28 protein-coding genes are annotated in these 25,830 nt (G+C 65.9%); 16 read left to right on the top strand and 12 right to left on the bottom strand.

Annotated features, from left to right (window positions below; genetic code table 11):
• Positions 1 to 266, top strand: a 266-nt coding sequence (locus D2N39_RS18230; RefSeq protein WP_119136204.1) for a putative sulfate exporter family transporter, incomplete at its 5' end; no start/stop codon positions are given.
• A 21-nt stretch (positions 267 to 287) separates the two neighbouring features.
• On the opposite strand, the gene D2N39_RS18225 is transcribed toward D2N39_RS18230, so the two are convergent.
• Positions 288 to 896: an alpha/beta hydrolase gene (locus tag D2N39_RS18225; protein ID WP_119136203.1), complete on the bottom strand. Its 609-nt coding sequence runs from the start codon at positions 894 to 896 to the stop codon at positions 288 to 290.
• A 56-nt stretch (positions 897 to 952) separates the two neighbouring features.
• Complete coding sequence (locus D2N39_RS18220) at positions 953 to 1,885, bottom strand: VOC family protein (RefSeq protein WP_119136202.1); 933 nt, start codon at positions 1,883 to 1,885, stop codon at positions 953 to 955.
• A 123-nt stretch (positions 1,886 to 2,008) separates the two neighbouring features.
• On the opposite strand from D2N39_RS18220, the gene D2N39_RS18215 reads away from it, so the two are divergent.
• Both D2N39_RS18215 and D2N39_RS18210 read left to right on the top strand, forming a co-directional pair.
• On the top strand, positions 2,009 to 2,908 hold the full coding sequence (locus D2N39_RS18215; RefSeq protein ID WP_119136201.1) for a LysR family transcriptional regulator: 900 nt from the start codon (positions 2,009 to 2,011) through the stop codon (positions 2,906 to 2,908).
• A gap of 216 nt (positions 2,909 to 3,124) precedes the next feature.
• Positions 3,125 to 3,823, top strand: coding sequence for a Crp/Fnr family transcriptional regulator (locus D2N39_RS18210; RefSeq protein WP_054300895.1), 699 nt, complete (start codon positions 3,125 to 3,127; stop codon positions 3,821 to 3,823).
• A gap of 5 nt (positions 3,824 to 3,828) precedes the next feature.
• Here D2N39_RS18210 and D2N39_RS18205 read toward each other — a convergent pair whose 3' ends face one another.
• The 9 genes from D2N39_RS18205 to D2N39_RS18165 form a co-directional block, all read right to left on the bottom strand.
• Positions 3,829 to 4,074, bottom strand: coding sequence for a cytochrome C oxidase subunit IV family protein (locus D2N39_RS18205; protein WP_119136200.1), 246 nt, complete (start codon positions 4,072 to 4,074; stop codon positions 3,829 to 3,831).
• Positions 4,071 to 4,622: a cytochrome c oxidase subunit 3 gene (locus tag D2N39_RS18200; protein ID WP_233557255.1), complete on the bottom strand. Its 552-nt coding sequence runs from the start codon at positions 4,620 to 4,622 to the stop codon at positions 4,071 to 4,073. Before D2N39_RS18200 ends, D2N39_RS18205 begins: the two co-directional genes overlap by 4 nt.
• On the bottom strand, positions 4,619 to 6,538 hold the full coding sequence (locus tag D2N39_RS18195) for a nitric oxide reductase activation protein NorD (protein ID WP_119136199.1): 1,920 nt from the start codon (positions 6,536 to 6,538) through the stop codon (positions 4,619 to 4,621). The genes D2N39_RS18200 and D2N39_RS18195 overlap by 4 nt, the downstream gene beginning before the upstream one ends.
• A gap of 8 nt (positions 6,539 to 6,546) precedes the next feature.
• Positions 6,547 to 7,353, bottom strand: a complete 807-nt coding sequence (locus D2N39_RS18190; RefSeq protein ID WP_119136210.1) for a CbbQ/NirQ/NorQ/GpvN family protein — start codon at positions 7,351 to 7,353, stop codon at positions 6,547 to 6,549.
• 5 nt (positions 7,354 to 7,358) lie between these two features.
• Positions 7,359 to 8,723 carry a cbb3-type cytochrome c oxidase subunit I gene (locus D2N39_RS18185; protein ID WP_108129644.1) on the bottom strand — a complete coding sequence of 455 codons (1,365 nt, stop codon included), beginning with the start codon at positions 8,721 to 8,723 and terminating at the stop codon, positions 7,359 to 7,361.
• A gap of 12 nt (positions 8,724 to 8,735) precedes the next feature.
• Complete coding sequence (locus D2N39_RS18180; RefSeq protein WP_119136198.1) at positions 8,736 to 9,191, bottom strand: c-type cytochrome; 456 nt, start codon at positions 9,189 to 9,191, stop codon at positions 8,736 to 8,738.
• A gap of 95 nt (positions 9,192 to 9,286) precedes the next feature.
• On the bottom strand, positions 9,287 to 10,156 hold the full coding sequence (locus tag D2N39_RS18175; protein ID WP_119136209.1) for an FAD:protein FMN transferase: 870 nt from the start codon (positions 10,154 to 10,156) through the stop codon (positions 9,287 to 9,289).
• A complete protein-coding gene (locus D2N39_RS18170) occupies positions 10,153 to 11,352 on the bottom strand; it encodes an NnrS family protein (RefSeq protein ID WP_119136197.1) in 1,200 nt (399 codons plus the stop codon). Before D2N39_RS18170 ends, D2N39_RS18175 begins: the two co-directional genes overlap by 4 nt.
• Positions 11,349 to 13,331 carry a NosR/NirI family protein gene (locus D2N39_RS18165; RefSeq protein WP_119136196.1) on the bottom strand — a complete coding sequence of 661 codons (1,983 nt, stop codon included), beginning with the start codon at positions 13,329 to 13,331 and terminating at the stop codon, positions 11,349 to 11,351. Before D2N39_RS18165 ends, D2N39_RS18170 begins: the two co-directional genes overlap by 4 nt.
• A 141-nt stretch (positions 13,332 to 13,472) precedes the next feature.
• Between D2N39_RS18165 and D2N39_RS18160 the strand changes: the two genes are divergently transcribed.
• The 11 genes from D2N39_RS18160 to D2N39_RS18110 all read left to right on the top strand — a co-directional run bounded on the left by D2N39_RS18160 (position 13,473) and on the right by D2N39_RS18110 (position 22,861).
• Positions 13,473 to 15,236: a nitrite reductase gene (locus D2N39_RS18160; RefSeq protein ID WP_119136195.1), complete on the top strand. Its 1,764-nt coding sequence runs from the start codon at positions 13,473 to 13,475 to the stop codon at positions 15,234 to 15,236.
• A 102-nt stretch (positions 15,237 to 15,338) separates the two neighbouring features.
• Positions 15,339 to 16,121: a uroporphyrinogen-III C-methyltransferase gene (cobA, locus tag D2N39_RS18155; RefSeq protein WP_119136194.1), complete on the top strand. Its 783-nt coding sequence runs from the start codon at positions 15,339 to 15,341 to the stop codon at positions 16,119 to 16,121.
• Positions 16,114 to 16,422 (top strand): c-type cytochrome, encoded by a 309-nt coding sequence (locus tag D2N39_RS18150; protein ID WP_119136193.1) that lies wholly within the window; start codon positions 16,114 to 16,116, stop codon positions 16,420 to 16,422. Before cobA ends, D2N39_RS18150 begins: the two co-directional genes overlap by 8 nt.
• Positions 16,419 to 17,558 carry a cytochrome D1 domain-containing protein gene (locus tag D2N39_RS18145; protein ID WP_119136192.1) on the top strand — a complete coding sequence of 380 codons (1,140 nt, stop codon included), beginning with the start codon at positions 16,419 to 16,421 and terminating at the stop codon, positions 17,556 to 17,558. Before D2N39_RS18150 ends, D2N39_RS18145 begins: the two co-directional genes overlap by 4 nt.
• A 2-nt stretch (positions 17,559 to 17,560) precedes the next feature.
• Positions 17,561 to 18,529 (top strand): siroheme decarboxylase subunit beta, encoded by a 969-nt coding sequence (gene ahbB, locus D2N39_RS18140; RefSeq protein ID WP_119136191.1) that lies wholly within the window; start codon positions 17,561 to 17,563, stop codon positions 18,527 to 18,529.
• Complete coding sequence (locus D2N39_RS18135; protein WP_119136190.1) at positions 18,529 to 18,999, top strand: Lrp/AsnC family transcriptional regulator; 471 nt, start codon at positions 18,529 to 18,531, stop codon at positions 18,997 to 18,999. Before ahbB (D2N39_RS18140) ends, D2N39_RS18135 begins: the two co-directional genes overlap by 1 nt.
• Entirely contained in the window at positions 18,996 to 19,481 is a 486-nt protein-coding gene (gene ahbB / locus D2N39_RS18130) for a siroheme decarboxylase subunit beta (RefSeq protein ID WP_119136189.1), read from the top strand. Before D2N39_RS18135 ends, ahbB (D2N39_RS18130) begins: the two co-directional genes overlap by 4 nt.
• A 3-nt stretch (positions 19,482 to 19,484) precedes the next feature.
• A complete protein-coding gene (nirJ, locus tag D2N39_RS18125; protein WP_119136188.1) occupies positions 19,485 to 20,693 on the top strand; it encodes a heme d1 biosynthesis radical SAM protein NirJ in 1,209 nt (402 codons plus the stop codon).
• On the top strand, positions 20,668 to 22,293 hold the full coding sequence (locus D2N39_RS18120) for a nitrite reductase (RefSeq protein WP_119136187.1): 1,626 nt from the start codon (positions 20,668 to 20,670) through the stop codon (positions 22,291 to 22,293). The genes nirJ and D2N39_RS18120 overlap by 26 nt, the downstream gene beginning before the upstream one ends.
• Complete coding sequence (locus D2N39_RS18115) at positions 22,250 to 22,510, top strand: hypothetical protein (RefSeq protein WP_119136186.1); 261 nt, start codon at positions 22,250 to 22,252, stop codon at positions 22,508 to 22,510. The genes D2N39_RS18120 and D2N39_RS18115 overlap by 44 nt, the downstream gene beginning before the upstream one ends.
• A 123-nt stretch (positions 22,511 to 22,633) precedes the next feature.
• Complete coding sequence (locus D2N39_RS18110) at positions 22,634 to 22,861, top strand: hypothetical protein (RefSeq protein WP_119136185.1); 228 nt, start codon at positions 22,634 to 22,636, stop codon at positions 22,859 to 22,861.
• A 365-nt stretch (positions 22,862 to 23,226) separates the two neighbouring features.
• Here the strand turns inward: D2N39_RS18110 and D2N39_RS18105 are convergent, their stop codons facing one another.
• The gene (locus tag D2N39_RS18105) at positions 23,227 to 23,763 is read right to left on the bottom strand and encodes a MarR family winged helix-turn-helix transcriptional regulator (protein ID WP_233557254.1); all 537 of its coding nucleotides are present in this window, start codon (positions 23,761 to 23,763) and stop codon (positions 23,227 to 23,229) included.
• Positions 23,764 to 23,882: 119 nt separating this feature from the next.
• Between D2N39_RS18105 and D2N39_RS18100 the strand changes: the two genes are divergently transcribed.
• Both D2N39_RS18100 and D2N39_RS18095 read left to right on the top strand, forming a co-directional pair.
• The gene (locus tag D2N39_RS18100) at positions 23,883 to 25,046 is read left to right on the top strand and encodes an amidohydrolase (protein WP_119136184.1); all 1,164 of its coding nucleotides are present in this window, start codon (positions 23,883 to 23,885) and stop codon (positions 25,044 to 25,046) included.
• A 28-nt stretch (positions 25,047 to 25,074) separates the two neighbouring features.
• Positions 25,075 to 25,812, top strand: coding sequence for a DUF5058 family protein (locus D2N39_RS18095; protein ID WP_119136183.1), 738 nt, complete (start codon positions 25,075 to 25,077; stop codon positions 25,810 to 25,812).
• Positions 25,813 to 25,830: the final 18 nt, after the last annotated feature.

The raw sequence follows: 25,830 nt of genomic DNA, 5'->3' as shown, positions 1-25,830 counted from the left end.
CACGGCCGCCGCTGGTGCCGGGCTTCGTGCTGGGCTTTCTGCTGCTCGCCGGGGCCAATTCTTTCGGCCTCGTTCCCATGGCCTTGCGCGACCTGCTGGAGCCGGTGGTGCGCGCCTGCCTGCTGATGGCAATTGGCGCCGTCGGCCTGCGCACCGATCTGCGTGGTCTGATGTCGGTCGGCATCACCGCCGCGCTGATGCTTCTGGCCGAGACGGTGCTGCTGTTCCTCGTGATCCTCGCAGCGGCCATCTGCCTGCCGCAATGACCCGACAGACAGACCGGCGGCTCAGGCCGCCGGTGCCACGGTCAGAAACCGACGCAGGGCAGCAAGCTCCGGCGGCCGGATCTCATGCCCGCCGGGTTCGATCAGGCTTTCAACCGCTGCATCCTGCGCCTTGAACCAGTCAATCAGGGCAAGCGATTGCGGCAGCGGACAGATCGGATCGCTGCGACCGGCGGTGACAAGGATCGGCAGCCCCTGCAAACCGGGCTGCGGTGCAGGTCTCCAGGGGATCAGCGGATGCAGCAACGCCGCCCGGTCGAACAGGCCCGGCTGGCGGAACAGCATGGCGGCAAGGATATTCGCCCCGTTGGAATAGCCGAAGGCCAGAAGCGGGCGCGATGGCGCCTCGGCCCGCACCTCGGTCACGAAGGCCAGCAGGGCATCGGTGCGATGGGCGAGATCGGCCATGTCATAGACCCCTTCGCCCGTGCGCCGGAAAAAGCGGTTGGCGCCATATTCCGACACGTCGCCGCGCGGCGCGACGATCCCCGCCCCCGGCATCATTTGCCGGATCAGCTCGACAAACTGGAACTCATCTCCCCCGGTGCCGTGCAGCGCAAGGACAACCGGCTGGTCCGCCCCGGCAGCGGCACGGAAACTGTGATAGCTCATATCAGGACTCCTCGGCGGAAAGCGGCCCCGGCCATGATGGCCGGGGCGGTGGGGCGTCATGCCTCCAGCGGCTCAAGATGCGCCTCGATGCGGTCGCGATACTGTTCGTAGCGGCTCGGCAGTTTCAGCGCCTCGCCCAGATGCGCGGCATCTTCATCGCGGTCAAAACCGGGCTCATTGGTCGCGATTTCAAACAACACCCCGCCGGGCGTGCGGAAGTAGATCGCCCAGAAATAATCGCGGTCGATCACCGGCGTAACCTGATAGCCGGTATCCATCAGCGCCTTGCGCACCTCAAGCTGCGCGGCCCGGTCCGGCACCGCGAAAGCGATGTGATGCACCGATCCGGCACCTTGCCGGGCAAACGGCGTGCCCGACAGGGCCTCAAGGTCGATGGTATCGGCGCCATTGCCACCGGGCAGGATGAAGCGGGTGACATTGCCCTCCACCCCCGCTTTTTCATAGCCCATGAAGCCCAGAAGCTCGGCCGTGGCAGCAGTATCATTCAGTCGCAGGCTGGCCCCCGAGAAGCCACGGATCCCCGCTGCTTCAGAAATGCCGCCACCCGTCCAGGCGGCGCGGCTGTCGCCCTCCGTCTCGACCAGCGAGAAGCCATCGCCATCCGGCCCCCGGAACCGGAGCCAACCCGCACCGAAGGCCGAACCCTCTTCCAGACCGGCAACACCGGCAGCAGCGAAATGGTCTTTCCAGAACCCAAGCGCCCCCTTCGGCACCGAGAACCGGGTTTCCCCCACCTCGCCCACGCCGGGGCGGCCCCGCATGATCTGCGGGAAGGGGAAATAGGTCATCACCGTGCCGGGAGTGCCCGCCTCGTCGCCATAATACAGGTGATAGACGCTGGGTTCGTCGAAGTTCACGGTCTTCTTCACCCGGCGCAGGCCCAGAGTCCCGGTAAAGAAGTGGTTGTTCTGCCGGGCATCCGCCGCCATCGAGGTGACGTGATGCAGGCCCTTGATCTGATTCAGCATGGTTTCTGCCTTTCTGCGGTCTTGCCGCGACACGACTGGATTGCCCTCTAGATAACCCGCCTGATAGTTTCATAGAATTGCCGCAAAACTTGCGATAGCATTACACTGGACGTAATAATCAGCATGAACGACCTCAAGGCGCTTCGCACCTTCCTGCTGGCCACCGAAAAGCGCAGCTTCGCCCAGGTTGCACGCGAGATGGACACCACACCGGCCTCGGTCACCCGCACCATCGCGGCGCTGGAGGATCAGGTAGGCGCCCAGCTTTTCGTGCGGACCACCCGGCAGGTCTCGCTCACCACGGATGGCGCGGTCTTTGCCGCGCGCATCGCCCCGGCAATCCGGGCGCTGGACGAAGCGCGCGCCGATCTGCGCAACGCCCGCAAGGCTGACGAGGGCCGGTTGCGGATCAATGCGCCGATGTCGCTTGGCCAGCGGGTGCTGCCGCAGATCCTGTGTGGCTTTCGCGACCTCTATCCCCGGATTGACGTCGAGATCGCACTGAACGATCAGCTTCTGGACATGGTGGAGGAAAATTATGACCTGGCGATCCGCATTTCCGGACCGCCCTCGGACAAGTTCACCATCTGGCGCAAGATCTGCGAAATCCGCCGCCTGCTGGTGGCAGCGCCGGGCAGTCCCTGGGTCGCGGCCCGGCATCCGAATGACCTGCCCGCCGATGCCTGCTTGGGCTACAGCGGCGAAAGCCGCCGGGAAAGCTGGGTGCTGGCCAATGGCGGCGTCAGCGTCACCCTGTCTGCCGGACGGGCAGTCAGCGCCAATAACGGCGAGGTTCTGGCGCATCTGGCCGCCGATGGGGCCGGGGTGGCGCTGTTGCCGGTCTTCATCGTGGCCGAACAGTTGCGGACTGGACGGCTGGTGCCGATCCTGCCGGACTGGCAGCCGCCGCAACTGTGGCTCACCCTGTTCTATCCGCCCTACCAGAAGCTGCCGCCCCGGATCGCGACCTTCTCGGATTTCTTCGAGCGGCAGATCCCCGCGCTGGTCTCTGCCATCGAATAGTGCATCGCGCGCGGAGAAAGCTCCTGCCGCGGTGCTCCGGCACGGCCTCGACACAGTTCGGCATCTGAATCTTTCAGGAAATTGGTCAGGTGGTGCCTGATCGTCTTTCCTGCGGCAAGTGTTCGTTTTAGGCCTGCGGCGGGTGGTTTCGCGCGGGCGAAGCCGGTAAGGTCCGGCACAGCGGGCGGAGCGGCCCGCCCTGCCGAAGGATACCCCATGAAATCCGAACATGTCGCGCTTGCCAAAGCCTCGATCCTGCTCGCCTCGGCGCCCGAACCTGTCGTGCAATCGGTGCTGGAGGAAGCACGGATACGCCAGTTCCCGCGCGGCGGCACGATCTTCCTGCAAGGCGAACGCGCCAGCGCGATCTATATTGTGGCCGAAGGCTGGATCAAGCTTTACCGCATCGCGCCAAATGGCGCCGAGGCGGTGGTGGGCGTGTTCACCAATGGCGAATCCTTCGGCGAGGCGGTGGCCTTTCGCAGCGACACCTATCCGGTCGCGGCTGAGGCGGTCACCGACTGCACGCTGATCCGCATTGAGGCCGACAGCTTTCTGCGCCAGATCCGTAACAACCCGGAAGTCGCTATCTCGATCCTGTCGGCGACCTTTACCCATCTGCACAGCCTTGTGGCGCAGGTCGAACAGCTCAAGGCCCGGACCGGCGCGCAGCGGGTGGCAGAATTCCTGCTGGAGCTTGCGCCCTGCCCGGCTGGCGCCTGCGAGGTGACGCTGCCCTATGACAAGGTGCTGATCGCCGGGCGGCTTGGGATGAAACCGGAAAGCCTGAGCCGAGCCTTTGCGCGGCTGAAGGAACAGGGCGTCACCATCCGGCAGAATATTGCCCGGATCGAGGATCTGGAAACGCTGCGCAACTATACCGAGGAAGACCCCGCAATGGCCTGGGCGCGCTGATCCCGTCAGGGAATCGCAACCGCGAGGCTGGTCAGGGCCAGCATGAACAGCGCAAGCCCCAGTGCGAATCCCCGCGCGATGTTCGGGGCCTGCGCAAGATGCAGATAGCGGTTCAGGATCAGTTCCGCCTTGGCCCAGGCAAGCGCAAGCACCACCAGTGCCAGCCAGCGCCCGGAAAGGCCGATCGCGGCAACGGCGGTGGAGGTGGCGGTGAGGGCGATCAGCCAGGCCCAGGCTCGGGTGACGCTCATATCAGGTAAACCACCGGAAACAGCAGCACCCAGACCAGATCGACCATATGCCAGAAGGCCGCCCCCGCCTCGACGGCGCGGGGGGTGGCCAGCCAGCCAACCAGACCCAGCAGCAGGATCCCTGCCAGCACATGCGCCGCGTGAAAGCCGGTCAGCAGCATGTGGAAGGTGTAGAACGCATGGCTTTCAAAGGTCAGACCGGCGGCCCAGAGATCGGCATATTCCTGCGCCTTCAGAAACAGGAACACGCCACCCAGCAGCGCGGCCCCGGCCAGCAGCGCCCGCAACCGGGCACGCCGCCCTGCCCGCGCCGCCTCCAGCGCCAGCGCAGCCAGCCAGCCGGAGGTCACCAGAACCAGCGTGTTGATCCCGGCCCCGGTGCTATGCAGATGCGCCTGCGCCTCGGCAAAGCCCGGCGGATCGGTCAGCCGCACCGCAAGAAACCCCATCAGCCCGGCGCCGAACACCGCGAGTTCCGACAGGATCAGCACCCACATCATCAGATCGCCGGGCAGATCGTCCAGCACGGATGCCTGCGGCGTGGTCATGCCGTCACCAGTTGCCGATAGATCGCGGGCAGCGCACGGGTCAGCTTTTCGGGATCGGCGATCACCTCATAGGCCCCTGCGCCGAAGATGCGCGGAAACCAGTCCTTGCCGTCGCGGTCCACCGTGATGCCGAACACCGCATGTCCGGCGCGGCGGGCCTCCTGCACCGCTTTGCGGCTGTCCTCGATACCGTGACGACCCTCGTAATGGTCCAAGTCGTTGGGCTTGCCATCGGTCAGCACCAAGAGAAGCCGCCGCTTGCGCGCCTCGCGCGTCAACCCGGCCGAGACATGGCGGATGGCCGCACCCAGCCGGGTGTAATGGCCGGGCCGCAGCCCGGCGATCCGCTGTTCGGTGCTGGCCGACATGGGTTCGGTGAAACCTTTCACCTCCTGCACGAAGACCCGCTGGCGGCGGAGCGAGGAAAAGGCGTGGATGGCGAAACGGTCGCCGCAGGCATCGAGGCCCCAGGCCAGTGCCGCCAGCGCCTCGCGTTCGATGTCGATGACGCTGCGCCCGTCATGGCCGTGCCCCGGCAGCGCGCTTTCGGTGCTGCGCGAGACGTCCAGCAGGATCGACACGGCCAGATCGCGGCGTTCGGCCCTTGTCTGGCGCCAGACCCGGTCTGTCCCTTCGCCGGTTGCCAGAAAATCGACCCGCGCGCGCACCGCCCGTTCGGTGTCAAGCACATCGCCTTCCGGGTGGCCAGCGGTCGAGACGAAGCCGGGACGCAGGGCCTCGAACTGGCGGCGGACGGCGCGGATACGGGCGGCGGCGCGCGGATCGTCCCGAAATGCAGGTATTGCCGGGCTTTCCTCGGCCCGTGACTGCAACACCCGGATATGCGCGGGCAGATAGACCCCGCCGCGCACATCCCATTCGGGATAGGTGGTAACGCCCGACAGCGCCTCGCGGTCCACATCCTCGGGCGCAAGGTCGAGATGCAGTTTCAGCCGCGTGGCCGGGGCTTTGGAAATCTGGGCCAGACCGATCTCTTCCTGATCGTCGGCGGCCTTGCCGGCGGTGTCCTCGTCGTCGTCCTCGATCCGGCGGTTGAGGTTGAGGAATTCGGTCATCGACAGGATCGCCTCGAACTTGTGGAGGATGAAACTGTCCTTGCGATCCGCCTGATCGGCCTTGCGGCGGCGGGCGCGGCGGGTGGTCTTTTCCTCGGTCTGTTCCGGGGTGCCTTCGGTCGCGCGAGTTTCGACAGCAGTGGCCTCGGACCGCGACAGCGCCCGCAGATCGGGCCAGAGCGGCACCGGCCGGAACGGGCGATAGCCGCGCGGGGCGCACGCGGGCAGCGGCGGCAGATCAAGCGTCGCACCAAGCGCCGCGCGGATGCGCGCCTCCACCGCCGCCTCGGCGGGCGGCAGGGCGGGCGTGCGGCGCAGCGCCAGCACGGCGGCGCACAGATCGCGGTGCAGCGGGCGGAAGCCCGGCGCATTGGCCAGCGCGGTTTCCGTCATCCGCTGCGCCAGATCCAGCGCCGCCAGATCGGCCAGCAGCGGGTCAACCTCGACCTGCGGCGCGCGGTCTTGCAGCGCCACCGCCGCCGCCGCGAGCCACAGGTAAAGCGCTGCATTGGCCTCGGCCGCCGGAAAGATGGCAAGCGACTCGGGCAAGCGCAACGTGGCGCCGTCAAAACTGGCGCGGGGAATTTCGTCGCGCCATGTGCCCAGCCTTCGTAGCAGGCTCAGCCGGTGCGCGCTGGTTTCCGCCGCCACCGGCTTGATCTCGACGGCGCCATCCCCGCCAAGACCGCGAAACAGGACTGCCAGCCGCCTGCCCACCTGTGACAGCGGGACACGGGCTCCATCGTGGACGGGATCAGCGTCCAGTCGGCTGGCAAAGGCGTGCCACAGTTTCCCGACGGTTTCTTCGGGTTCCCATGGCTCGAACTCGATCCGTGACATGGCCTGCCTCACCCGAATACGGCCGTCACGAGATCGCGGAGCCCGGCCTTCACATCCGGGTCATCGGTCAGCGGTTCAATCATCGCCGCGCGGATCGCGGCCTCGGTTGCCATGCCGCCGGCGATCAGCGAGGCGCAATAGATCACCAGCCGGGTGGAAACCCCTTCCTCCAGATCCTGCCCCTTCATGGCGCGCAGCTTGCCCGCCAGCCGCACCAGCGGCGCCACCCGATCCTCGGGCAGGCCGCTTTCACGGGCGACCACCGGGATTTCGTGTTCCGGTCGCGGGAAGCCAAATTCCAGCGCGACGAACCGTTGCCGGGTCGAGGGTTTCAGCGTCTTGAGGATATTCTGGTAGCCGGGGTTGTAGCTGGCGACCAGCAGGAAGTCGGGATGCGCCTCCAGCTCTTCGCCGGTGCGGTCGATCGGCAGGATGCGGCGATCATCGGTCAGCGGGTGCAGCACCACCGTCACGTCTTTGCGCGCCTCCACCACCTCATCGAGATAGCAGATCGCACCCTCGCGTACCGCGCGGGTCAGCGGCCCGTCCACCCAGACCGTCTCGCCGCCCTTCAGCAGCCAGCGCCCGATCAGGTCCGAGGCAGACAGATCGTCATGGCAGGCTACCGTAAAAAGCGGGCGGCCAAGCTGGTGCGCCATGGCGGCGACAAACCGGGTCTTGCCGCAGCCCGTCGGCCCTTTCAGCAGGACCGGCAGGCGCCGCGCGGCGGCGGCGGCGAAGATCTCGCATTCCGCGCCTTGAGGCCGGTAGAAAGGGGCGTTCGCCGCCCCTTCCGTGATATGGGATCCATCCATCTGCATCACTCCGCCGGCTGGCTTGCGCCGCGTTCGATGATCTCGCGCCGGGGCACGAGCACGGCATAGATGAACAGCACCGCGCCCAGCACCACCGCGACACCCGAGCCGAAGCGCATGGCGTAGAACAGCCAGAGCTGGTCCTGCACATCCATGTAGCCTTCGCCGTTCACCCGTTGCAGGTGCGTCTGGATCGTGCCCGCGAAAGTCAGCGTGAAGGTCATGAACACCACGCCGCCCGACATCAGCCAGAAGCTGACCATGTTCAGCACCTGGTTATACGGGTCACGGCCCAGCAGATGCGGCAACGCATAGGTGATGATCGCCAGATTGAGGCAGACATAGGCACCGTAGAAGGCCAGGTGGCCGTGTGCGGCGGTGATCTGCGTGCCGTGGCTGTAATAGTTCACCCCGTGCAGCGTGTGCAGGAAGCCCCAGACCCCGGCCCCGAAGAAGGCGAGCGTGGCGCAACCAAGGCTCCACAGCAGGGCGGCCTTGTTCGGATGGTCGCGGCGGCCCTTCCAGACCATGACGAAGGCGAAGGACATCATGGCGAAGAACGGCGCCACCTCGAAGCTGGAGAAGATCGAACCGATCCACTGCCAGTAACCCGGCGTCCCGATCCAGTAATAGTGGTGTCCGGTGCCAAGGATGCCGGAAAACAGCGCCAGTGCCGCAATGACATAAAGCCATTTCTCGACGACCTCGCGGTCCACCCCCGTCAGCTTCAGCATGAGGAAGGCGAGGATCGAGGCCATCACCAGTTCCCAGGTGCCTTCGACCCACAGATGGACGATGTACCACCAGTACATCTTGTCGAGCGCGAGGTTATCGGGGTTCACGAAGGCGAACAGGAACAGCAGCGCCAGCCCCCACAGCCCCAGAAGCAGGATATTGGTGATCGCGGTCTTGCGTCCGGCCAGCACCGTCATCGAGATGTTGTAAAGGAAGATCAGCGCCGCGACGACGATGCCCACCTTCACCCAGCGCGGCTGTTCGATGAACTCGCGCCCCTCGTTGCCCAGCAGCCAGTTGCCGTCAAACAGGTTGAACAGATAGGTGACAACCACCCCCGCCGTCCCGATGACGAAGATCGCCAGTTGCAGCCAGGCGAGCTTGGGCGAGTGGATCTCGCGTTCCGCCTCTTCCGGGATCAGGTAATAGGCGGCACCGAAGAAGCCCAGCAGCAGCCAGACGATCAGGCTGTTGGTGTGCAGCATCCGGCCCACGTTGAAGGGCAGGATTTCTGACAGGAAATTGGGCGAGATGTAGATCCAGCCCAGCACCAGCCCCATGGTCACCTGCACGGCGAACAGCGCCATGGCGACAACGAAATAGGCCAGCGCGATCTTTTGCGTTTGGTATTTCATGGCAGTCTCTCCTCAGCCCGCATCATTCGGCGGCCAGTCCTGCGCGCGGATCGTATTGGTCCACAGCAGGAAGTCGGCGATCTGGCGGTATTCATCGTCGGTCAGCCCGAAGTTGGGCATCTGGCGGCGGCCCTCGATCCCGGTCGGCATGGCATCCATCCAGCCTTTCAGCGCGGTGAAGGCGCCTTCATGGTCACCCGGCTCGACGCCCCAGCGCGTCATCACATTGGCCAGTTCCGGGGCGAAATAGGCGCCTTCGCCCAGAAGGGTGTGGCAGTTGATGCAGGCATGCTTTTCCCAAAGCAGTTTGCCCTGCGCGACGCTTTCGGTCAGCGTTGCCTTGTCGGTCGAGGTCTTGGTTATGTAGAAGTGCGAATGGGCCGTCAGACCCACGAAGATGAGGATGAAGAACAGTGACCCGCCGTAAAAGATATTGCGGGCCATGCTCTTGGTCATGACTTCGCGCATGGCGAGGTGTCCTTCCCTGAGCGGTTGCAGTCACCCTTCTGTGAAGAAGCCGCCCGAGTCTGGCCTTAACCAAAGTCAACCCGGCGATGTGACATTCACGCCAGAAGCACGATTTCTGTATCTGGGAAGGCGGCCAGAGCGCGGGTGATGGCGGCGCGGTCCATCAGGCAGAAGGCGGTGGACAGCGCATCGGCAAGCGCCGCGCGCGCGGCAGTGACACTGACGGTCTGCCAACGCGGCCTGAGCGACGCGCGGGGTCCGACGATATGCGGCTGCCCCGCCCCGATCAGCGTGCCGCGCGGCGACGAGGTGGCCATGGCGCCACTGCGCAGCGCAAATTCGCGCAGCGCCTGCCCTTCCGGCCCTGCAATGGTCACGCGCCAAGGGGTGCGGTCGGCGCGTGGGCCGGTGATGGCAATTTCACCCATGTCGATCAGCGCATGGCCATAGCCTTCGGCCCGCAACAGCGCCGCAATGCGGTCGGCGGCCCAACCCTGCGCGATGCCGTTCAGTGTCAGCGCCTGACCGGGGGCCAGCCGGATTTCACGCGCGTCAATCTGCACGCGACCCAGCCCGATGGCAGCGCGGGCAGCCTGTTGGTCGCCGCCTGTCGCCAGAGCCTGCCACAACGGCTGCACCGTGGGATCGAAGGCGCCACCCGTCGCGGCATGCACCTGCCGCGCCAGTGCCAGAACCTCCAGCAGCGCGGGCGGCGGCCCTGCCAGACGGCCATCGCGGTTCAGCCGGGTCAGCGCGGAGTCGCGGTGCAGGCTGAAGACCTGCTCGATCCGGTCGATCTCGGCCGTCAGGCGGGCGAAGGTCAGACTGGCACGAGCCGGGTCTGCCGCCTCCAGCCGCATGCTCACGGCGGCGCCGAAGGCGCGACCTTCCCATGTAGCGGCCTGCGCGGCATGGGGGGCGACCAGCGCGGCGGCGCTGAGGCTCAGGAACCGGCGGCGGTTCATCGCGGCGCTCCGACCGGGGCGCGTGGCAGGCGCGGTTGCCACCAGACCAGCCAGAGCTCCGCCAGATACAGGGTGAAGGCCATGACCCACAGCACGCCGGAGGCCAGCACCGCCGGTTCATAGACCTGCGGAACGGCCGAACCGATCCAGCGCAGCGCAGCGGCGAACGGCAGCAGCGCATAGGCCAGCACCACGCCGCGCGGCGCGACAAGGGCGCGCCCGCTGTGCCCAAGGCTCGCGCGCGACATGACGGCCAGTGTCATGCCGCCGACACCGCCGATAGCCAGCACATGCAGCGCCGCGATCTCGGACCCGAAGCCCAGACCTGCCAGCCCCAGCAGCACAAGGCCAAGCGCGTTCAGCGCATAGGACAGATGCAGCGTCCAGAGGATTGGCCGTCGCCAGGTCCAGCCCCCCCGCCACAACGCGACCCGGCACAGGGCCAACGCCCCGGCCAGCAGCGCCACCGCGCCGGTGAGCGTCTCGGGCAGACCGGCCAGACATGCCACCGGCACCGCGATGGCCGCAGTGACCGAACCCGCCGCCAGCGGACGCGGGTTGACGGGCAGCCGATCCTCACGCCCGCTGGCGACCATGGCGTTGCGGGTAAAGCCCGGTGTCAACCGCCCGCCCATGACGACGATCATCCCGGCCAGCACCAGCAGCCCGCCGCGCAACCCCTGCCCCGCGCTGGCTGTCAGGCCCAGCCAGTCCAGATGCACCAGCAGGTTCGACAGCCAGAACAACGCCAGCATCGCCACGAACAGCAGTTGTGGTCCGCGCGGGCGGCGCAGAAGCTGCATCAGCAACTGAACAGCAAGCAGCGGCGCGAAGGCCAGATCCGCCACCGCCACAACCGGCAGCGGCAAGGCGCCAGAGAACCACAGCGCCAGCCGCCCCGCCAGCCACAGCCCCGCCGCAAGCGCGATAAAGCGATGTGGCGCCGCCTTCCCGCCAGTCCAGTTGGGCACGGCTGTCAGGAAGAACCCGGCCAGCGCCGCGCCGCCATAGCCAAAGATCATCTCATGCGCATGCCAGTGCTGCGGCGCCATGGTGACCGGCAGATCGGCCAACCCGCCCGCGGCCTGAAAGGCCAGCCAGCCGGTCCAAAGCACCATGGCCAGCACGGCAAACAGCCCGGCCGACAGGAAAAAGACCCGGAAGCCTTCAGAGAACAGGCGTTTCACAGCACTCATGGCGTGGCTCCTTCCGAGGCACGGGCGCGGCGCTTCAGCACCGGGCATTGCGTGCCGTCATTCATGATGACCTGACAGCGCAGGCACAGGACACATTCATTGGGGTTGATGCGGCCGATGGTGTCGATGGCGCCGACGGTGCATTTCGTCTCGCACATCCGGCATTCGCGGCCGCATTGCGGGCGGCGCTTCAGCCAGTCGAAGATCTTCAGCTTGGCCGGGATCGCCAGCCCCGCACCCAAGGGGCACAGATAGCGGCAATAGAACCGTTCGATGAACAGCCCCGCCCCAAGGATCGCGGCCACGAACAGCAGGAACGGCCAGGCCCGCAGGAAGCGCAGGGAAATGGCGGTCTTGAACGGCTCGGCCTCGGCCAGCAGCAGCGCGTCATGCATGGAATAGAAGGACAGCGCGAGGATGGCGACGAACAGCGTGTATTTGATGACCCAGAGCCGTTCGTGCAGCGCCTGCGGCACCGCGATCTGCTGCAAGCCCAGCCGCTGCGCCAGCGTATTGGTCAGCTCTTGCAAGGCGCCGAAGGGGCAAAGCCAGCCGCAATAGACCCCGCGTCCCCAGAACAGCATCCCCAGCGCCGCGAAGGACCAGAGAATGAAAATGACCGGCTCGATCAGGAAGGTCTCCCACCGGAAGCCGGTCAGCAGGGAATGGATGAAGGCGACCACCTGCACGACGGAAAGCTGGCCGTTCAGCCCCATGCCCAGCACGAGGAAACTGGCGCCCAGAAAGCCGATGCGCCCGGCCCGCCACAGCTTCGGGCGCCGAGTGATCCATTCCTGCGCGAACAGGATCACCGTCAGCACCAGCAGCATCAGGAGCACGACGCCCGCCTGCACACGCTTGGCCTGCCAGATGCTGCGCCAGAGCGGTTCGGGCGTCGGCGCTTGCAGGATGAAAGCGGCCGGGAGCGCCACCGGCAGGCGGGCGATCAGCGCCACCTCGTCCCCCGTCGCGGTGGGGCGGCTGGCGCGGACCTCCAGCGTGAAGGGCTGCGTCGGGTCGATGGCGGCGGGCAGGGCGAACAGGCTGATCTCCTTCATCGCGGGGGCGTCCTTCAACGCCAGCCGCTTGATCAGGCGATAGCCGTCCGCGCCGGGCTGCCAGCGGGTTTCCCCCTGAACCACGGTCAGCCGGTCGAACCGGCCCGAGCGTTTCCAGTCGATGCCGCGATGCGATTGCAGCCCTGCGGACATGACCAGAAGCGCCGCCTCGCCCGGCCCCAGCGCGCCAAGAGCACGGGTGAATTCCTGTTGGCCCAGCAGGTTCTGGCCGATGGCGGGCGGGTCGATCACCCCGGCCCAGAGATGCAGGAAATCGCCGGGACCGGGCGTGACCGGCACTTTGGCGCCCGCCAGCGCCGTCGCCGCCTCGGTCATGCCGATGCGTGTTTCGCTGATCGCGCCGCTCGCCAGCAACTGCTCCCACCCGGCGGGCGCGAAACTCAGCCGGTCGATGGCGCCACCCGCGATGACGCCCCGCCCCACCGCCAGCGTGCGCGCGCTGCGCAGGATGCCGTCGCGGATGACCCCGGTCGAGACGGTAGCGCGGCTGATGACGTCGGGCGCCTGCGGTGGTTTGGGCGCCGCAAGGTCCAGCCCGGCGAAGCCGCTGACATAGGCGGCAATATCGGCATCCGAAATGCCCAATGTCAGCACCGGCTCGTCATGCCGGATCAGCCGCGCGCCGAGGATCACCCCTTTGGGCGATACGGCGACCAGCACATCCAGCGGCCGCCCGGAATACCCCACCGAACCGGCAATTTCCCATGTGGAGCCGATATGCCCGACCAGATCGCCCCCGGCGCGGACCTCCCAGCCCGGCACGCCATCGTCGATCCGGCGCAGCGTTACCGGGCCCGGCACGCCGGTCAGCGCCGCCGCCTCTTCGGGTGTCGGTCCTTCTTGCGCAAGGGCGATGCCCGCACCCAGCAGCCAGAGTAGCGCTATCAGGATCTGTCGCATGGCGGCGCCCTTCGGCTCGTCGTCTTTCCGCCTCGCACCCTGCCTGCGCGGGAACGTCGCGGCCTTAACCAAAGTCAAAGCCATCACAGCGCGATCACGGGAATGTGCACGCAGCCTCACCAGCTGAACGGAGAGATTCCCATGACCCGCCGAGCCACCCGAGCCAGGACGATCCTGTGGACCAGCGCCGCCCTCGCCCTCGGGCTGATAGCTGCGCCTGCCCTTGCGCAGGACAAGCCAAAAGAGCACGCAGACGGCCCCGCTGCCGCCTATGAACCCTCGATGACCACCCTCGGCCAGTTGCAGGTCGAGATTCCGGGCCGCAAGCCTGACGATCCGGTCATGTCACAAGAGGAGTTTCAGCAGGCGACGCAGATCTATTTCGAACGCTGCGCCGGTTGCCACGGTGTGCTCCGCAAGGGCGCGACGGGCAAGCCGCTGACCACCGACATCACCCGCGCCAATGGCTATGACTACCTGCACAGCTTCATCACCTATGGCTCGCCCGCCGGGATGCCGAACTGGGGCACCTCGGGCGAGCTGAGCGAGGCGCAGGTCGATCTGATGGCGCGTTACCTGTTGCTGGAACCGCCCTCGCCGCCGGAATGGGGCATGCCCGACATGAAGGCGAGCTGGCAGGTGCTGGTGAAGCCCGAGGACCGGCCGAAGCAAAAGGAAAACGACATCGACATCGAGAACCTGATGTCGGTGACCCTGCGGGATGCGGGGCAGATCGCGCTGATTGACGGCGGCACCTATGACATTCGTGCCGTCATCGACACCGGCTATGCGGTGCATATCAGCCGTATCTCGGCCTCGGGGCGCTATCTGTTCGTGATCGGCCGCGACGGTCTGGTCAATATGATCGACCTGTGGATGAAGGAACCGGCCTCGGTTGCGCAGATCAAGATCGGCATCGAAGCGCGGTCGGTCGAGACCTCAAAGTTCGAGGGCTGGGAAGACAAGCTGGCCATCGCCGGCGCCTACTGGCCGCCGCAATATGTGATCATGGATGGCGAAACGCTGGAGCCGCTTAAGATCGTCTCCACCCGTGGCAATATCTATGACGAGCAGGTCTATCACCCCGAACCCCGCGTCGCCTCCATTCTGGCCAGCCATTACAAGCCGGAATTCATCGTGAACGTGAAAGAGACGGGCAAGATCCTGTTCGTCGATTACACCGACCTGAAGAACCTCAAGACGGTGGAGATCGAAGCCGAACGCTTCCTGCACGATGGCGGCTTCGACAGCACGCATCGCTATTTCCTCGTGGCGGCCAACCAGCGCGGCAAGATCGCGGTGGTGGACACCAAGGAAGACAAGCTGACCGCGCTGATCGAAACCGGCGGCCAGACCCCGCATCCGGGCCGGGGCGCGAACTTCACCCACCCGGTCTATGGGCCGGTCTGGGCGACCTCGCATCTGGGCGACGAAAGCGTGGCGCTGATCGGCACCGACCCGGAGGGCCACCCCGATCAGGCGTGGAAGATCGTGGACAACTTCTTTGGTCTGGGTGGCGGCTCGCTGTTCATCAAGACCCATCCGAACAGCACGCATCTTTATGTCGATGCACCGCTGAATCCCGATGCCGAAGTGTCGGCCAATGTCGCGGTGTTCGACATCACCGCCATGGGCGGCGATCCGGATGTGGACCCCGAGTTCACCACCCTGCCGATCGGCGAATGGGCCGGGATCGCGGATGGACAGCCCCGCGTGGTGCAGCCCGAATTCAACAAGGAAGGCACCGAGGTCTGGTTCAGCGTCTGGAACGCCAAGGACAAGGAAAGCGCCATTGTCGTGGTTGATGACACGACGCTGGAGTTGAAGCAGGTCATCAAGGATCCGCGTCTGATCACCCCCACGGGCAAGTTCAATGTGCTGAACACCCAGAAGGACATCTACTGATCGCGCTTCCCCGCCGCGCGGCCTCAGGGGCGCGCGGCATCCCGGCGGGCACATCCTTTGTGCCCGCCCCCTTTTTCAACCAGCCAGTCGGGACCGACAGCCATGAAAGACCTCGCCCCCTCGCAATCCGGCGGTATCGTGCATCTGGTCGGCGCCGGCCCGGGCGACCCCGAGCTTCTGACCCTGCGCGCGCTGCGGTTGATCCAACTGGCCGATGTGGTGGTCCATGACCGTCTGGTCAGCCCCGAGATCATGGCGCTGGTGCCCCCCGCGACGCGACGCATCGACGTGGGCAAGCTGCCGAAACATCATCTGCTGCCGCAAGAAGACATCAACGCGCTGCTGGTCGCTCTGGCGGCGCAGGGGCTGTGTGTGGTGCGGCTGAAAGGCGGCGATCCGCTGATCTTCGGGCGCGGCAGCGAGGAGGCGACGGCGATCCGCGCCGCAGGCCTGCCCTGCACCCATGTCCCCGGCATCACCTCGGCACAAGGGGCCGCCGCCGCGACCGGCGTGCCGCTGACCCACCGGGGGCTTGCCACCGGCGTGCGCTATGTCACCGGACACCGCGCGAAGGACGCGGCGCTGGATCTGGACTGGCGCTCGCTCGCCCATGCCGAGACCACGCTGGTGGTCTATATGGGCGCCGCCGCCATGGCCGAGATTTCGACCCGGCTGCTGGACCACGGCCTGCCCGCCGATCTGCCGGTTCTGGCCGTCGCCGCAGCGACCACGCCGCGTGAACGGCGGGTGCTGTCCACCCTTGCCGACATCGCAACCGCCGTCGCGGATGCCGAGCCGGGGGTGCCGCTGCTGTTCATCATCGGCCGCGTCGTCTCGCTTTACGCGCCCCTGCCCGACGCGGCGCTTCAGGTGGCCCATGCCTAAGCTTGCGCTTTTCCTTGCGATCCTGCCCGGCATGGCACTGGCCGAGATCGCGCCCGAACAGGCGGCGCGGCTGGAACATATCGTCACACAGGATTGCGGCTCATGCCATGGGCTGACGCTGCGGGGCGGGCTTGGCCGCCCGCTGACCACCGAGGCTCTGGCTGGCGCCGACCCCGCCACGCTGGCCACCATCATCCTCGACGGTGTGCCGGGCACCGCCATGCCGCCCTGGCGCCCGCTTCTGACCGAGGAAGAGGCGCGCTGGATCGCCGATTACCTGACCACGAAGGACCAAAGATGAAACGCGCGCTTGCCCTTGCCCTGCTGACCCTTCTGCCGCTGCCCGCGCTGGCGCAGGCGACCGGCGACCTTGGCCTTGTGGTCGAACGCGCCAGCGGCAGCCTGCTGCTGGTGGATCGGTCCGACCGCGCGGCGTTGACGCGGATCGAGGGCTTGGGCGACCTCTCGCATGCCTCGCTGACCTACAGCCCCGACGAACGCTTCGCCTATGTATTCGGCCGTGACGGCGGGCTGAGCAAGGTAGACCTGATCGACCGCAAGGTGGTGGCTCGGACCATGCAGGCGGGCAATTCCATCGGCGGCGCGATTTCCGATGACGGCAGGCTGGTCGCGGTGTCGAATTACGAACCCGGCGGGGTGAAGGTTTTCGATGCCGGGACGCTGGCGCCGGTGGCCGACATCCCGGCGGAGGGCAAGACCATCGGCCTTGTCGATCTGCCCGGCCGCCGCTTTGCCTGGGCGGTCTGGGATACCGGCGAGGTGTTTACGGGCGATTTCTCGGGCGCTGCGCCGGTGGTGACCTCGCTGGGCATCGCCGGGGTCAACCCCTTCGATGCCGTGCTGACGGCGGATGCCCATACCTATCTGGTGGGCCTCTTCGGTGAAAAGGGCGTCATGTCCTATGACCTGTGGTCGCCCGAAACCCCACCGCAGAAGTTTCTGACCGATTACGGCAAGACGGGCGAAGACATGCCGGTCTACAAAATGCCGCATCTGCAAGGCTGGGCCTTCACGGAAGGCCAGTTCGCCCTGCCCGCCGTAGGGCGGCACGAGGTTTTGTGGGTGGACAGCGAAACCCATGCCGACCGGGGCGCGACCCCGGTGCATGGCCAGCCGGTGTTCATCATCGCGCAACCGGCCTCGCCCTATGTCTGGGTGAACTTCGCAACACCCCTGAACGATACCGTGCAGGTGATCGACAGCCGCGACCACAAGGTCGTCGCCACGCTGACCCCCGGCAAGGCGGTGCTGCACATGGAATTCGCCCCGCGCGGCGCCGAGGTCTGGATCAGCGCACGCGATGACGACAGGGTGTTGGTCTACGACACGCGCACCCGCGAGAAGCTGGCAGAGATCGCGGCCAAGGCGCCCTCGGGCATCTTCTTCACGGCGCGCGCGCATCGGCCGGGGTTGTGACCATGAACGCCCTTGACCTGCGTCTGCTGGACGAATTTCAACGCGACCTGCCGCTTTGCCCGCAGCCCTTCGCCGCAATCGGTGCGGCCCTTGGCCTGACCGAAAGTGCGGTGATCGACCGGCTGATCCGGTTGCGGGCCAACGGACAGGTGGCTCGGGTCGGCGGCACGGTGCGCCCCAATACCGCCGGGGCCTCGACCCTTGCCGCCATGGCGGTGCCGGAGGACCGGATTGAGGACATCGCCGCGCTTGTAGGGACCGAGCCGGGGGTGAACCATTCCTATTTGCGCGAGGCCGACTGGAACCTGTGGTTCGTCGCCACCGCCGCCGACAGCGAGGAGCTTGCGGCGCTTCTGGACAGGCTTCGCAGCGCATCAGGGCTGCAACTGCTCGACCTGCGGCTGGTGCGGCCCTTCAACATCGACCTCGGCTTCCGGCTGACAGGCGGTTTGCGGGCCATGCCTTCGGACCGCCCTCCCCTGCCCTATCAACTGCATCCCGGCGACAGCGCCCTGCTGCATGAACTGTCTGCGGGGCTGGCCCTGACCCCGCGCCCCTTCGCCGCGCTGGCGGAGGCACTTGGCCGCGATGAAGACGCCGTGATCACCCGTGTCGCCGCGCTGCTGGCAGCCGGGATCATCACCCGGCTGGGCGTGATCGTGCGCCATCGTGCGCTGGGGTTTACCGCCAATGCCATGGTGGTCTGGGACGCCCCGCCCGAACAGGCTGAGGCTGCGGGCCACGCCCTTGCCGCCCATCCCGGCGTGACGCTGGCCTATGAACGCCGCACGGTGCCCGGCCTCTGGCCTTGGCGGCTTTATTCCATGATCCACGCCCGCAGCAGGCCCGAGGCGCTGGCAGTGCTGGAGGCCGCGACCCGCCTGCCCGCCTTGCAGGGAATGGCCCATCGCGTGCTATTCTCCACCCGCTGTTTCAAACAGACCGGCGCCCGGTTGCGGAGGGCGGCGTGATGCGGCGGCAACTGCCCCCCGAGGCGCTGGACGCCACCGACCGGAAACTCCTCAACCACCTGCAGGACGGGATCGAGATCACCGCCGCCCCCTTCACCGCACTGGCCCGCGAAACCGGCCTGACCGAGGCGGCACTGCTGGACCGTATCGCGCGCCTGCGCGAGATCGGCGCCATCACCCGCTTTGGCCCCTTCCTTGATGCCGCCGCCATGGGCGGGGCCTTCTGCCTTTGCGCCATGGCGGTGCCCGAGGACCGTTTCGAGGAGGTCATGACTTTGGTCAATGCCCATGCCGAGGTCGCGCATAATTATGAACGCCAGCACCGGCTGAACATGTGGTTCGTTCTGGCCTGCGAAAGGGCCGAGGGCATTGCGTCCACAGCCGCCGACATCGAGGCGGAAACCGGGCTGACCGTGCATCTTTTCCCCAAGGTGCAGGAATTCTTCATCGGCTTCCGGGTAGAGGCATGAACATCGACGCCACCGACCGCCGCATCCTTCAGGCCACCGCCGGCGGCCTGCCGCTGACGCCGCATCCCTTCGCGGAAATCGCCCGCTGGCTCGACCTGACCGAGGCCGAGGTGATGGACCGCATGGCCCGGATGCAGGCGGCGGGGGTGATCCGCCGCATCGCGCTGGCGCCCAACCATTACGCGCTTGGCATGGTGGCGAATGGCATGAGCGTCTGGGACGTGGCCGACGACCGTGCGGCCGGGCTTGGCGCCCAAGTCGGCGCCCTGCCCTTCGTCAGCCATTGCTACCTGCGACCGCGCAGTCTGCCCGACTGGCCCTATAACCTGTTCGCCATGATCCACGGCACCAGCCGCCCCGAGGTCGAGACGAAACGCGGGCAGATTGCCCGCCTCCTCGGCCCGGCCTGCCGGGCGCAGGATATTCTCTATTCCACCCGCATCCTGAAAAAGACCGGGATGCGCCTTGCCGAAGGGGGCTGAGCCATGTTCCGTCTGACCCAATACATGCGCGAACTGGTGGCCCCCACCCCGGTGCGCCGACGCGCGGGTGCGGTGAAGCCCGTGGTGATCTGGAACCTGACCCGCACCTGCAACCTGCGCTGCCGGCATTGCTATACCACCTCGGCCGACGTTCCCTTTCCGGGGGAACTGAGCCACGAACAGGCCATGGCGGTGCTGGACGACCTGTATGCTTACGGCATCCCCGCGCTGATCCTGTCGGGCGGCGAGCCGCTGAGCCGGTTCGATTTCTTCGACCTTGCCACGCGGGCGCAGGAACTCGGGTTCCGTCACCTGTCGCTGTCCACCAACGGCACGAAGGTGGCCGAACACATCGACCGTATCGCCGATCTGGCCTTCGATTATGTCGGCATCTCGCTGGACGGGATCGGCGCAATGAACGACTGGTTCCGCGGCATGGACGGCGCCTTTGATGCCGCCCTCGCCGGGGTGCGAGCCTGCAAGGCGCGGGGCGTGAAGGTGGGGCTGCGCTTCACCATCACCGAGGACAATGCCGCCATGCTGTCCGCGATGATGGACCTTTGCGACGCCGAAGGGGTGGACAAGTTCTATCTGTCGCACCTTGTTTATGCCGGGCGGGGCGACAAGAACCGGGGAGAGGATACCGCCCACCGCCGCACCCGTCATGCGATGGATCAGCTGATGGATCGCGCATGGATCGCGGTGGCCGAGGATCAGCCGCTGGAAATCGTCACCGGCAACAACGATGCTGATGCCGTCTATTTCCTGCGCTGGGTGCGGCGCAATTTCGATGCAGACAAGGCCGCACAGGTCGAGGCGCATCTGGCGGCCTGGGGTGGCAATTCCAGTGGGCTGGGCGTCGCCAATATCGACCCGCAGGGCAAGGTGCACCCCGATACCTACTGGTCCGACTATACCGTGGGTTCGGTGAAGGACACGCCGTTCAGCCAATTGTGGACCGGCACCGACCCGATGCTGGCGACGCTGCGCCAGCGGCCGCGCCCCTTGAAGGGCCGTTGTGGCGCCTGCGCCTTCAAGACGATCTGCGGCGGCAATACCCGCATCCGCGCGCTTCAGATCACCGGCGACCCCTGGGCTGAAGATCCGGCCTGTTACCTGAGCAACGCTGAAATCGGGCTGGATGCGGCCGAGCGGCTGACCGTCACGCCATTCCGGGGGAAAAGCCATGATCCGGCGCATCGTTTCCTGTAACCGCGCACCCGGTGGCGCGGACAGGACGCCTCCGGCGGGGGGATATTTTCGCCAAGGTAAATGGGCAGCGGCGGTTCTGCTGGGGCTCGCCGAAGCCGCGCTGGCGGGGCCGGACGGGGCGGCGATCTATGCTGATCTTTGCGCCTCGTGCCATGCCGAAACGCGGCTGGGCGGCAAGGGGCCGGCGCTGATCCCGGAAAGCCTTGGCCGTTTGCAGGGCGACAGGTTGCAGGCGGTGATCGCCGAAGGGCGGGCCATGACGCAGATGCCCGCTTTCCGCGATACGCTGCGCCCCGAGGAGATCGCGGCGGTGGCGGATTATGTCTCGGCCCCGCTGGCGGCCCCGCCCGTCTGGGATGCGGCGGCGATCGGCGCGACGCGCGAGATGACCGCCGATTACCAGGCCGCGTCCGCGCCGGTGTTCGCCGCCGATCCGATGAACATCACGCTGGTGGTGGAAACCGGCGACAGCCATATCTCGGTGCTGGATGGCGACAGCCTTGCGGTGCTGGATCGGTTCGAAACCCCCTTCGCCGTGCATGGCGGCCCAAAGTTCAGCCCAGACGGCCGCTATGTCTTTGTCATGTCGCGCGATGGCTGGGTGCAGAAATACGACATCTGGTCACTGCACGAGGTCGGTCGGGTGCGCGCGGGTCTCAACAGCCGCAACATCGCCATGAGTGCCGACGGCAAATGGCTTGCGGTGGCGAATTACCTGCCTGCAACACTGACGATCCTGTCCACCGATGACCTGAGCGTCGCCCGCGTCATCGCGGTGGCGGATCGCAAGGGGCGGCCCAGCCGGGTTTCCGCCGTCTATCAGGCGCCGCGCCGCAAGACTTTCGTGCTGGCACTGAAAGATGTGCCCGAGATCTGGGAGATCGCCACGTCCGAGGATGGCGGCCCCTATTCCGAGGGGCTGGTCCATTCCAACGAGAACGGTATGGAAGAGGCGATGGGCGTCGAGCGCGGCTTGTTCGCGAGGCGCCGCATCGCGGTTTCGGCGCCGCTGGACGACTTTTTCTTCGACCCCGATTACCGCAACCTGATCGGCGCCAACCGCGAGGGCGAGACCGGCGTGGTGGTGAACCTCGATGTCGGGCGCGATATCGCCACCCTGCCCCTGCCCGGCATGCCGCATCTGGGCAGCGGCATAAGCTGGATGCGCGACGGTCGCCGCGTCATGGCGGTGCCACACCTGAACGAGGGGCGGATCAGCGTGATCGACATGCAGGACTGGCATGTGCTGAAGGTGATCGAGACCTCGGGGCCGGGCTTCTTCCTGCGCAGCCACGATGGCGCACCGCAGATCTGGGCCGATGTCTTTACCGGGCCGCACAAGGGCGAGATGCATCTGATCGACAAGCAGACGCTGGGGGTGGTGAAGGTGCTGAAGCCCGAACCCGGCAAGACGGTGGCCCATACCGAATTCACCCGCGACGGCAGCAAGGCGCTGGTTTCGGTCTGGGAACAGGAGGGCGCAGTAATCGTCTATGACAGCCACAGCCTTAAGGAACTCACCCGCCTGCCGATGCGCAAGCCTTCAGGAAAATACAATGTCTGGAACAAGATCACTTTCGAAGACGGCACCAGCCATTGATCCGCGCCGGATGTGGCGGCTCAGGCTGTGGATCTGGCCCTTTGCCACCGGGGCGGTGGCGATCAACCTTTTTCTTCTGGGGCTGATCCTGCATTCCGTCGGTTTTGCCAATATCGCCCCCGTGTCCGCGTTGGTCTGGAGCCTGCCACTCGGCCTTCCTGCAACCTTGGCCGCTGCACGCTGGATTGGCGGGCTGATCGCCGAGGCAGAGCGGTAACAACCCTGCCTTGCCCTCAGCGCAATGCTGCAATGCAGCATCTCCGGTTGTGAGCTCGGCCCTGCCGACGTAAGTTCAGCCGCAAGGGGGGAAACCAACCGATCCATGCTTCAGGAGGTTTCCATGAGCTATACATCAGACATTCCGAGCCGCAATGCAGGCCTTGGCAAGAAATTCGGCGCGCAGGTTCTTGCATATATTGGCGCCGCGCTGGTCCGCTATGGCGAAATGCGGTCGCGGGCCGACCGCGTGGAACGGCTTCAGGCGCTGAGCGATGCGGAACTGGCCAAGCTTGGCCTGACCCGCGACCGGATCGTGCAGCACGTCTTCCGCGACCAGTTCTACTACTGATCTGTGGCGCCCCTCAACGCCGCAAGGCGTTGATAATGCCCGGTGCCATCGTGCCACTGAATGTGACATGGGCGATCCTCGGATGGCGCATGCAATTCCCCGCCGCGCCCCAAATCGCGGCAGGGATTCCCTCGTCGTCACGGGCCGAGCGTGAACCCCCGCTGTTTCGGGATGCGATGGCAAGGTCTGAGCCGCGCTTTCAGATCCCGCATCCCCCGCCAAGCAGGCCGCTGTCACCAAAGCCAAAGACTGACTGCGCCGCGTGCCGGAGCGGTTGGCACGCCAAGCGCCCTGCCCTCCCCCATCTGAAACCCACCTGTCGCGCCCTGCGCGGCGCGATGTGGACGGTGATGGCCGCCGCGGGGCTAAAGCGTTTCAGCCCGGCGGGCGGCTTCGTCCAACTGACTGGCGGCGCTGCGCTCAAACTCGTCGCTGTCGATCCATTCAGCCAGCCGGTCCATCATGCTGCTGAACGCCGCAACCTCGGCGGCGTCGAAATCCTGAAACAGCAGCTTCAGCCCCACCTCTGACAGAAGATCGGCGCGCGCCCGCGCGGTGCTGCCAGTTTCGGTGATGTAAAGGCCAAAGCGACGGGCATCCTGTGGGTCGTTGTGGCGCTCGACATGCCCGCCACGCACGAGACTCTGGATCAGGCGCGAGGCAAGGCTGCGTTCCAACGCGCCATAGGTGGCGATTTCGGCAAACCCGATGCCGGGGTTATCGCCGATCAGCCGCAGCACCCGCACCGTTCGCACATCAAGCCCCACCAGCGCGACGAAACGGTCATCAAGCGCCCTGACAGCAGCCGTGCCCAGCATGTTCAGCTTGTAGACCGCGTTTCCCTGCCGAAACGCCTTTGACCAGTTCCTGTACATCGCGGCCTTTCCATCGCGTTTCGGCATGCGCCCCCTGTGCAATACCGGCCCTGATCCATCAAGCCGCAAATATTCGTTAGGCACAATAGTATCAATATGAGACTATTTCTGAGTGAAATAATATCAGATGATTCGGGAGGAACAGGATGGGGATGATCGAAAGCATCGTTGCGGCGCAGGACGAATTCGCCCGCATGCGCCGGGCCATGCACGAAAATCCGGGGCTCGGCTTTCAGGAGACCTTCGCAGCGGAACTGGTGGCAACCAAGCTGCGCGAATACGGGATGGACGAGGTGCATACCGGCATCGGGGGCACTGGTATCGTGGGCGTGTTGCGCGGCAAGCGGCCTTCAAACCGCACCATCGGCCTGCGCGCCGATATGGATGCGTTGCCGATCACCGAAGAAACCGGGAAGCCCTACAGCTCCAAAGTGCCGGGGGTCATGCATGCCTGCGGCCATGACGGTCACACCGCCACCTTGCTGGCGACCGCTTGGCATCTTTCGCGCGACCGCGATTTCGCGGGCAAGGTGCATTTCATCTTTCAGCCGGCGGAAGAGGGTCTGGGCGGCGCGCTGGCCATGCTGAAGGACGGGTTGCTGGAGCGGTTTCCCTGTGACCGGATCTATGCCTATCACAACGCGCCGGGCTATGCGAAGGACCACATCTTCACCCGCAGCGGGCGGATGATGGCGGGCAGCCGCTTCTTCACCATCCGGGTGCAGGGCCGCGGCGGCCATGCCGCCCTGCCCCAGACCACCATCGACGCCACGCAGATCGCCGCGAACATCGTGATGACGGCGCAAAGCATCGTGGCACGCAATGTCGATCCCATCGAATCCGGCATCGTGTCCTTCACCGACGTCTATGCCGGGACCAACAGTTTCAACGTAATCCCCGACAAGGCGTCGATGAAGGGCTGCCTGCGTTACTTCAACAAGGCGGTGGGCGACCAGATGACCCAGCGCCTGACCGAGGTGGTGCAGGGCGTGGCTACCACCTATGGCGGCAGCGCCGAGATCACGTTCGAAGACATCTTCGTGCCGCTGGTCAACGACCCGGACGCGACCGCCATCGCGCTTGCCGTCGCCACCGAAACGGTCGGCGCCGAGAACGTGCATGGCGATGTGGCCCCCTTCACCGGCAGCGAGGATTTCGCCTTCATGGTCGAGGATGTGCCCGGCAATTACATCATGGTTGGCGCCGGTCCCGGTGCCATGCCGCACAATCCGGGCTTCGATTTCAACGATGACATCCTGCCCACGGCAGCGAGCTATTTCTGCCGCCTGATCGCGGCGGAACTGGCCTGATCCCATAATCAGCAACAGGGAAAACCAAATGGAACAGGTTCTTCAGATTGCGAACGGCCCGGTCTTGTGGCTGTTCGCAACGCTCGTGATCGGCGTTGTGGTGGTGCAGTCGTTGCTCTATCTGCGCATGACGCTGGATTTTTCGGACCGCTACGCCATCCTGACGCCCGAGGAGCGGCGGATCGTCTACAAGACAGCGGCCATCAACTCGGTCGGCCCCGCCATCGCTATCTTTTTCGTCGCGGTTTCGCTGATGGCCATGGTCGGCGGGCCAGTCACGCTGATGCGGGTCGGTGTCATCGGCTCGGCGGTGTTCGAATTCCTTGCGGCCGATCAGGGCGCCAAGGCGCTAGGCGCGAAGCTGGGCGCCGACAGCTATACGCTTCAGGCCCTTGCCGCCTCGGTCTGGGTCATGACGCTGGGCGGCATGGGCTGGCTGCTTTCTGCCTTCCTTCTGACCAAGGGGCTGGACCGGGCGCAGAACAAGATGTCGGTCAGCAACCCCGGACTGATCCGCGCCGTGGGCACCGCGACCCCCGTCGCCATCTTTGGCCTGCTGGGCGTGAATGCGGTGATCGACAAGACCTGGCTCAGCAATTTCAAGTTCGAGTTGGATGACATGGCTGCCGTCGTCGTTGCCGCGCTGTGCATGGTGATCCTGCACATGATGGGCAAGCACCGGGCCTGGCTACGGGAATGGTCGGTGGGCTTTGCGCTGATCGCGGGGCTGGTCGCGGGTTCGGTCGCCAGTCACCTGCTGGCCTGATCGCACAATACTGGAAAG

It is taken from the genome of Gemmobacter lutimaris (assembly GCF_003570715.1).
Classification (GTDB): Bacteria; Pseudomonadota; Alphaproteobacteria; order Rhodobacterales; family Rhodobacteraceae; genus Gemmobacter; species Gemmobacter lutimaris.
Note: the sequence above shows the minus strand (reverse complement) of the source record. Positions and strands in the feature narration are given on the sequence as shown.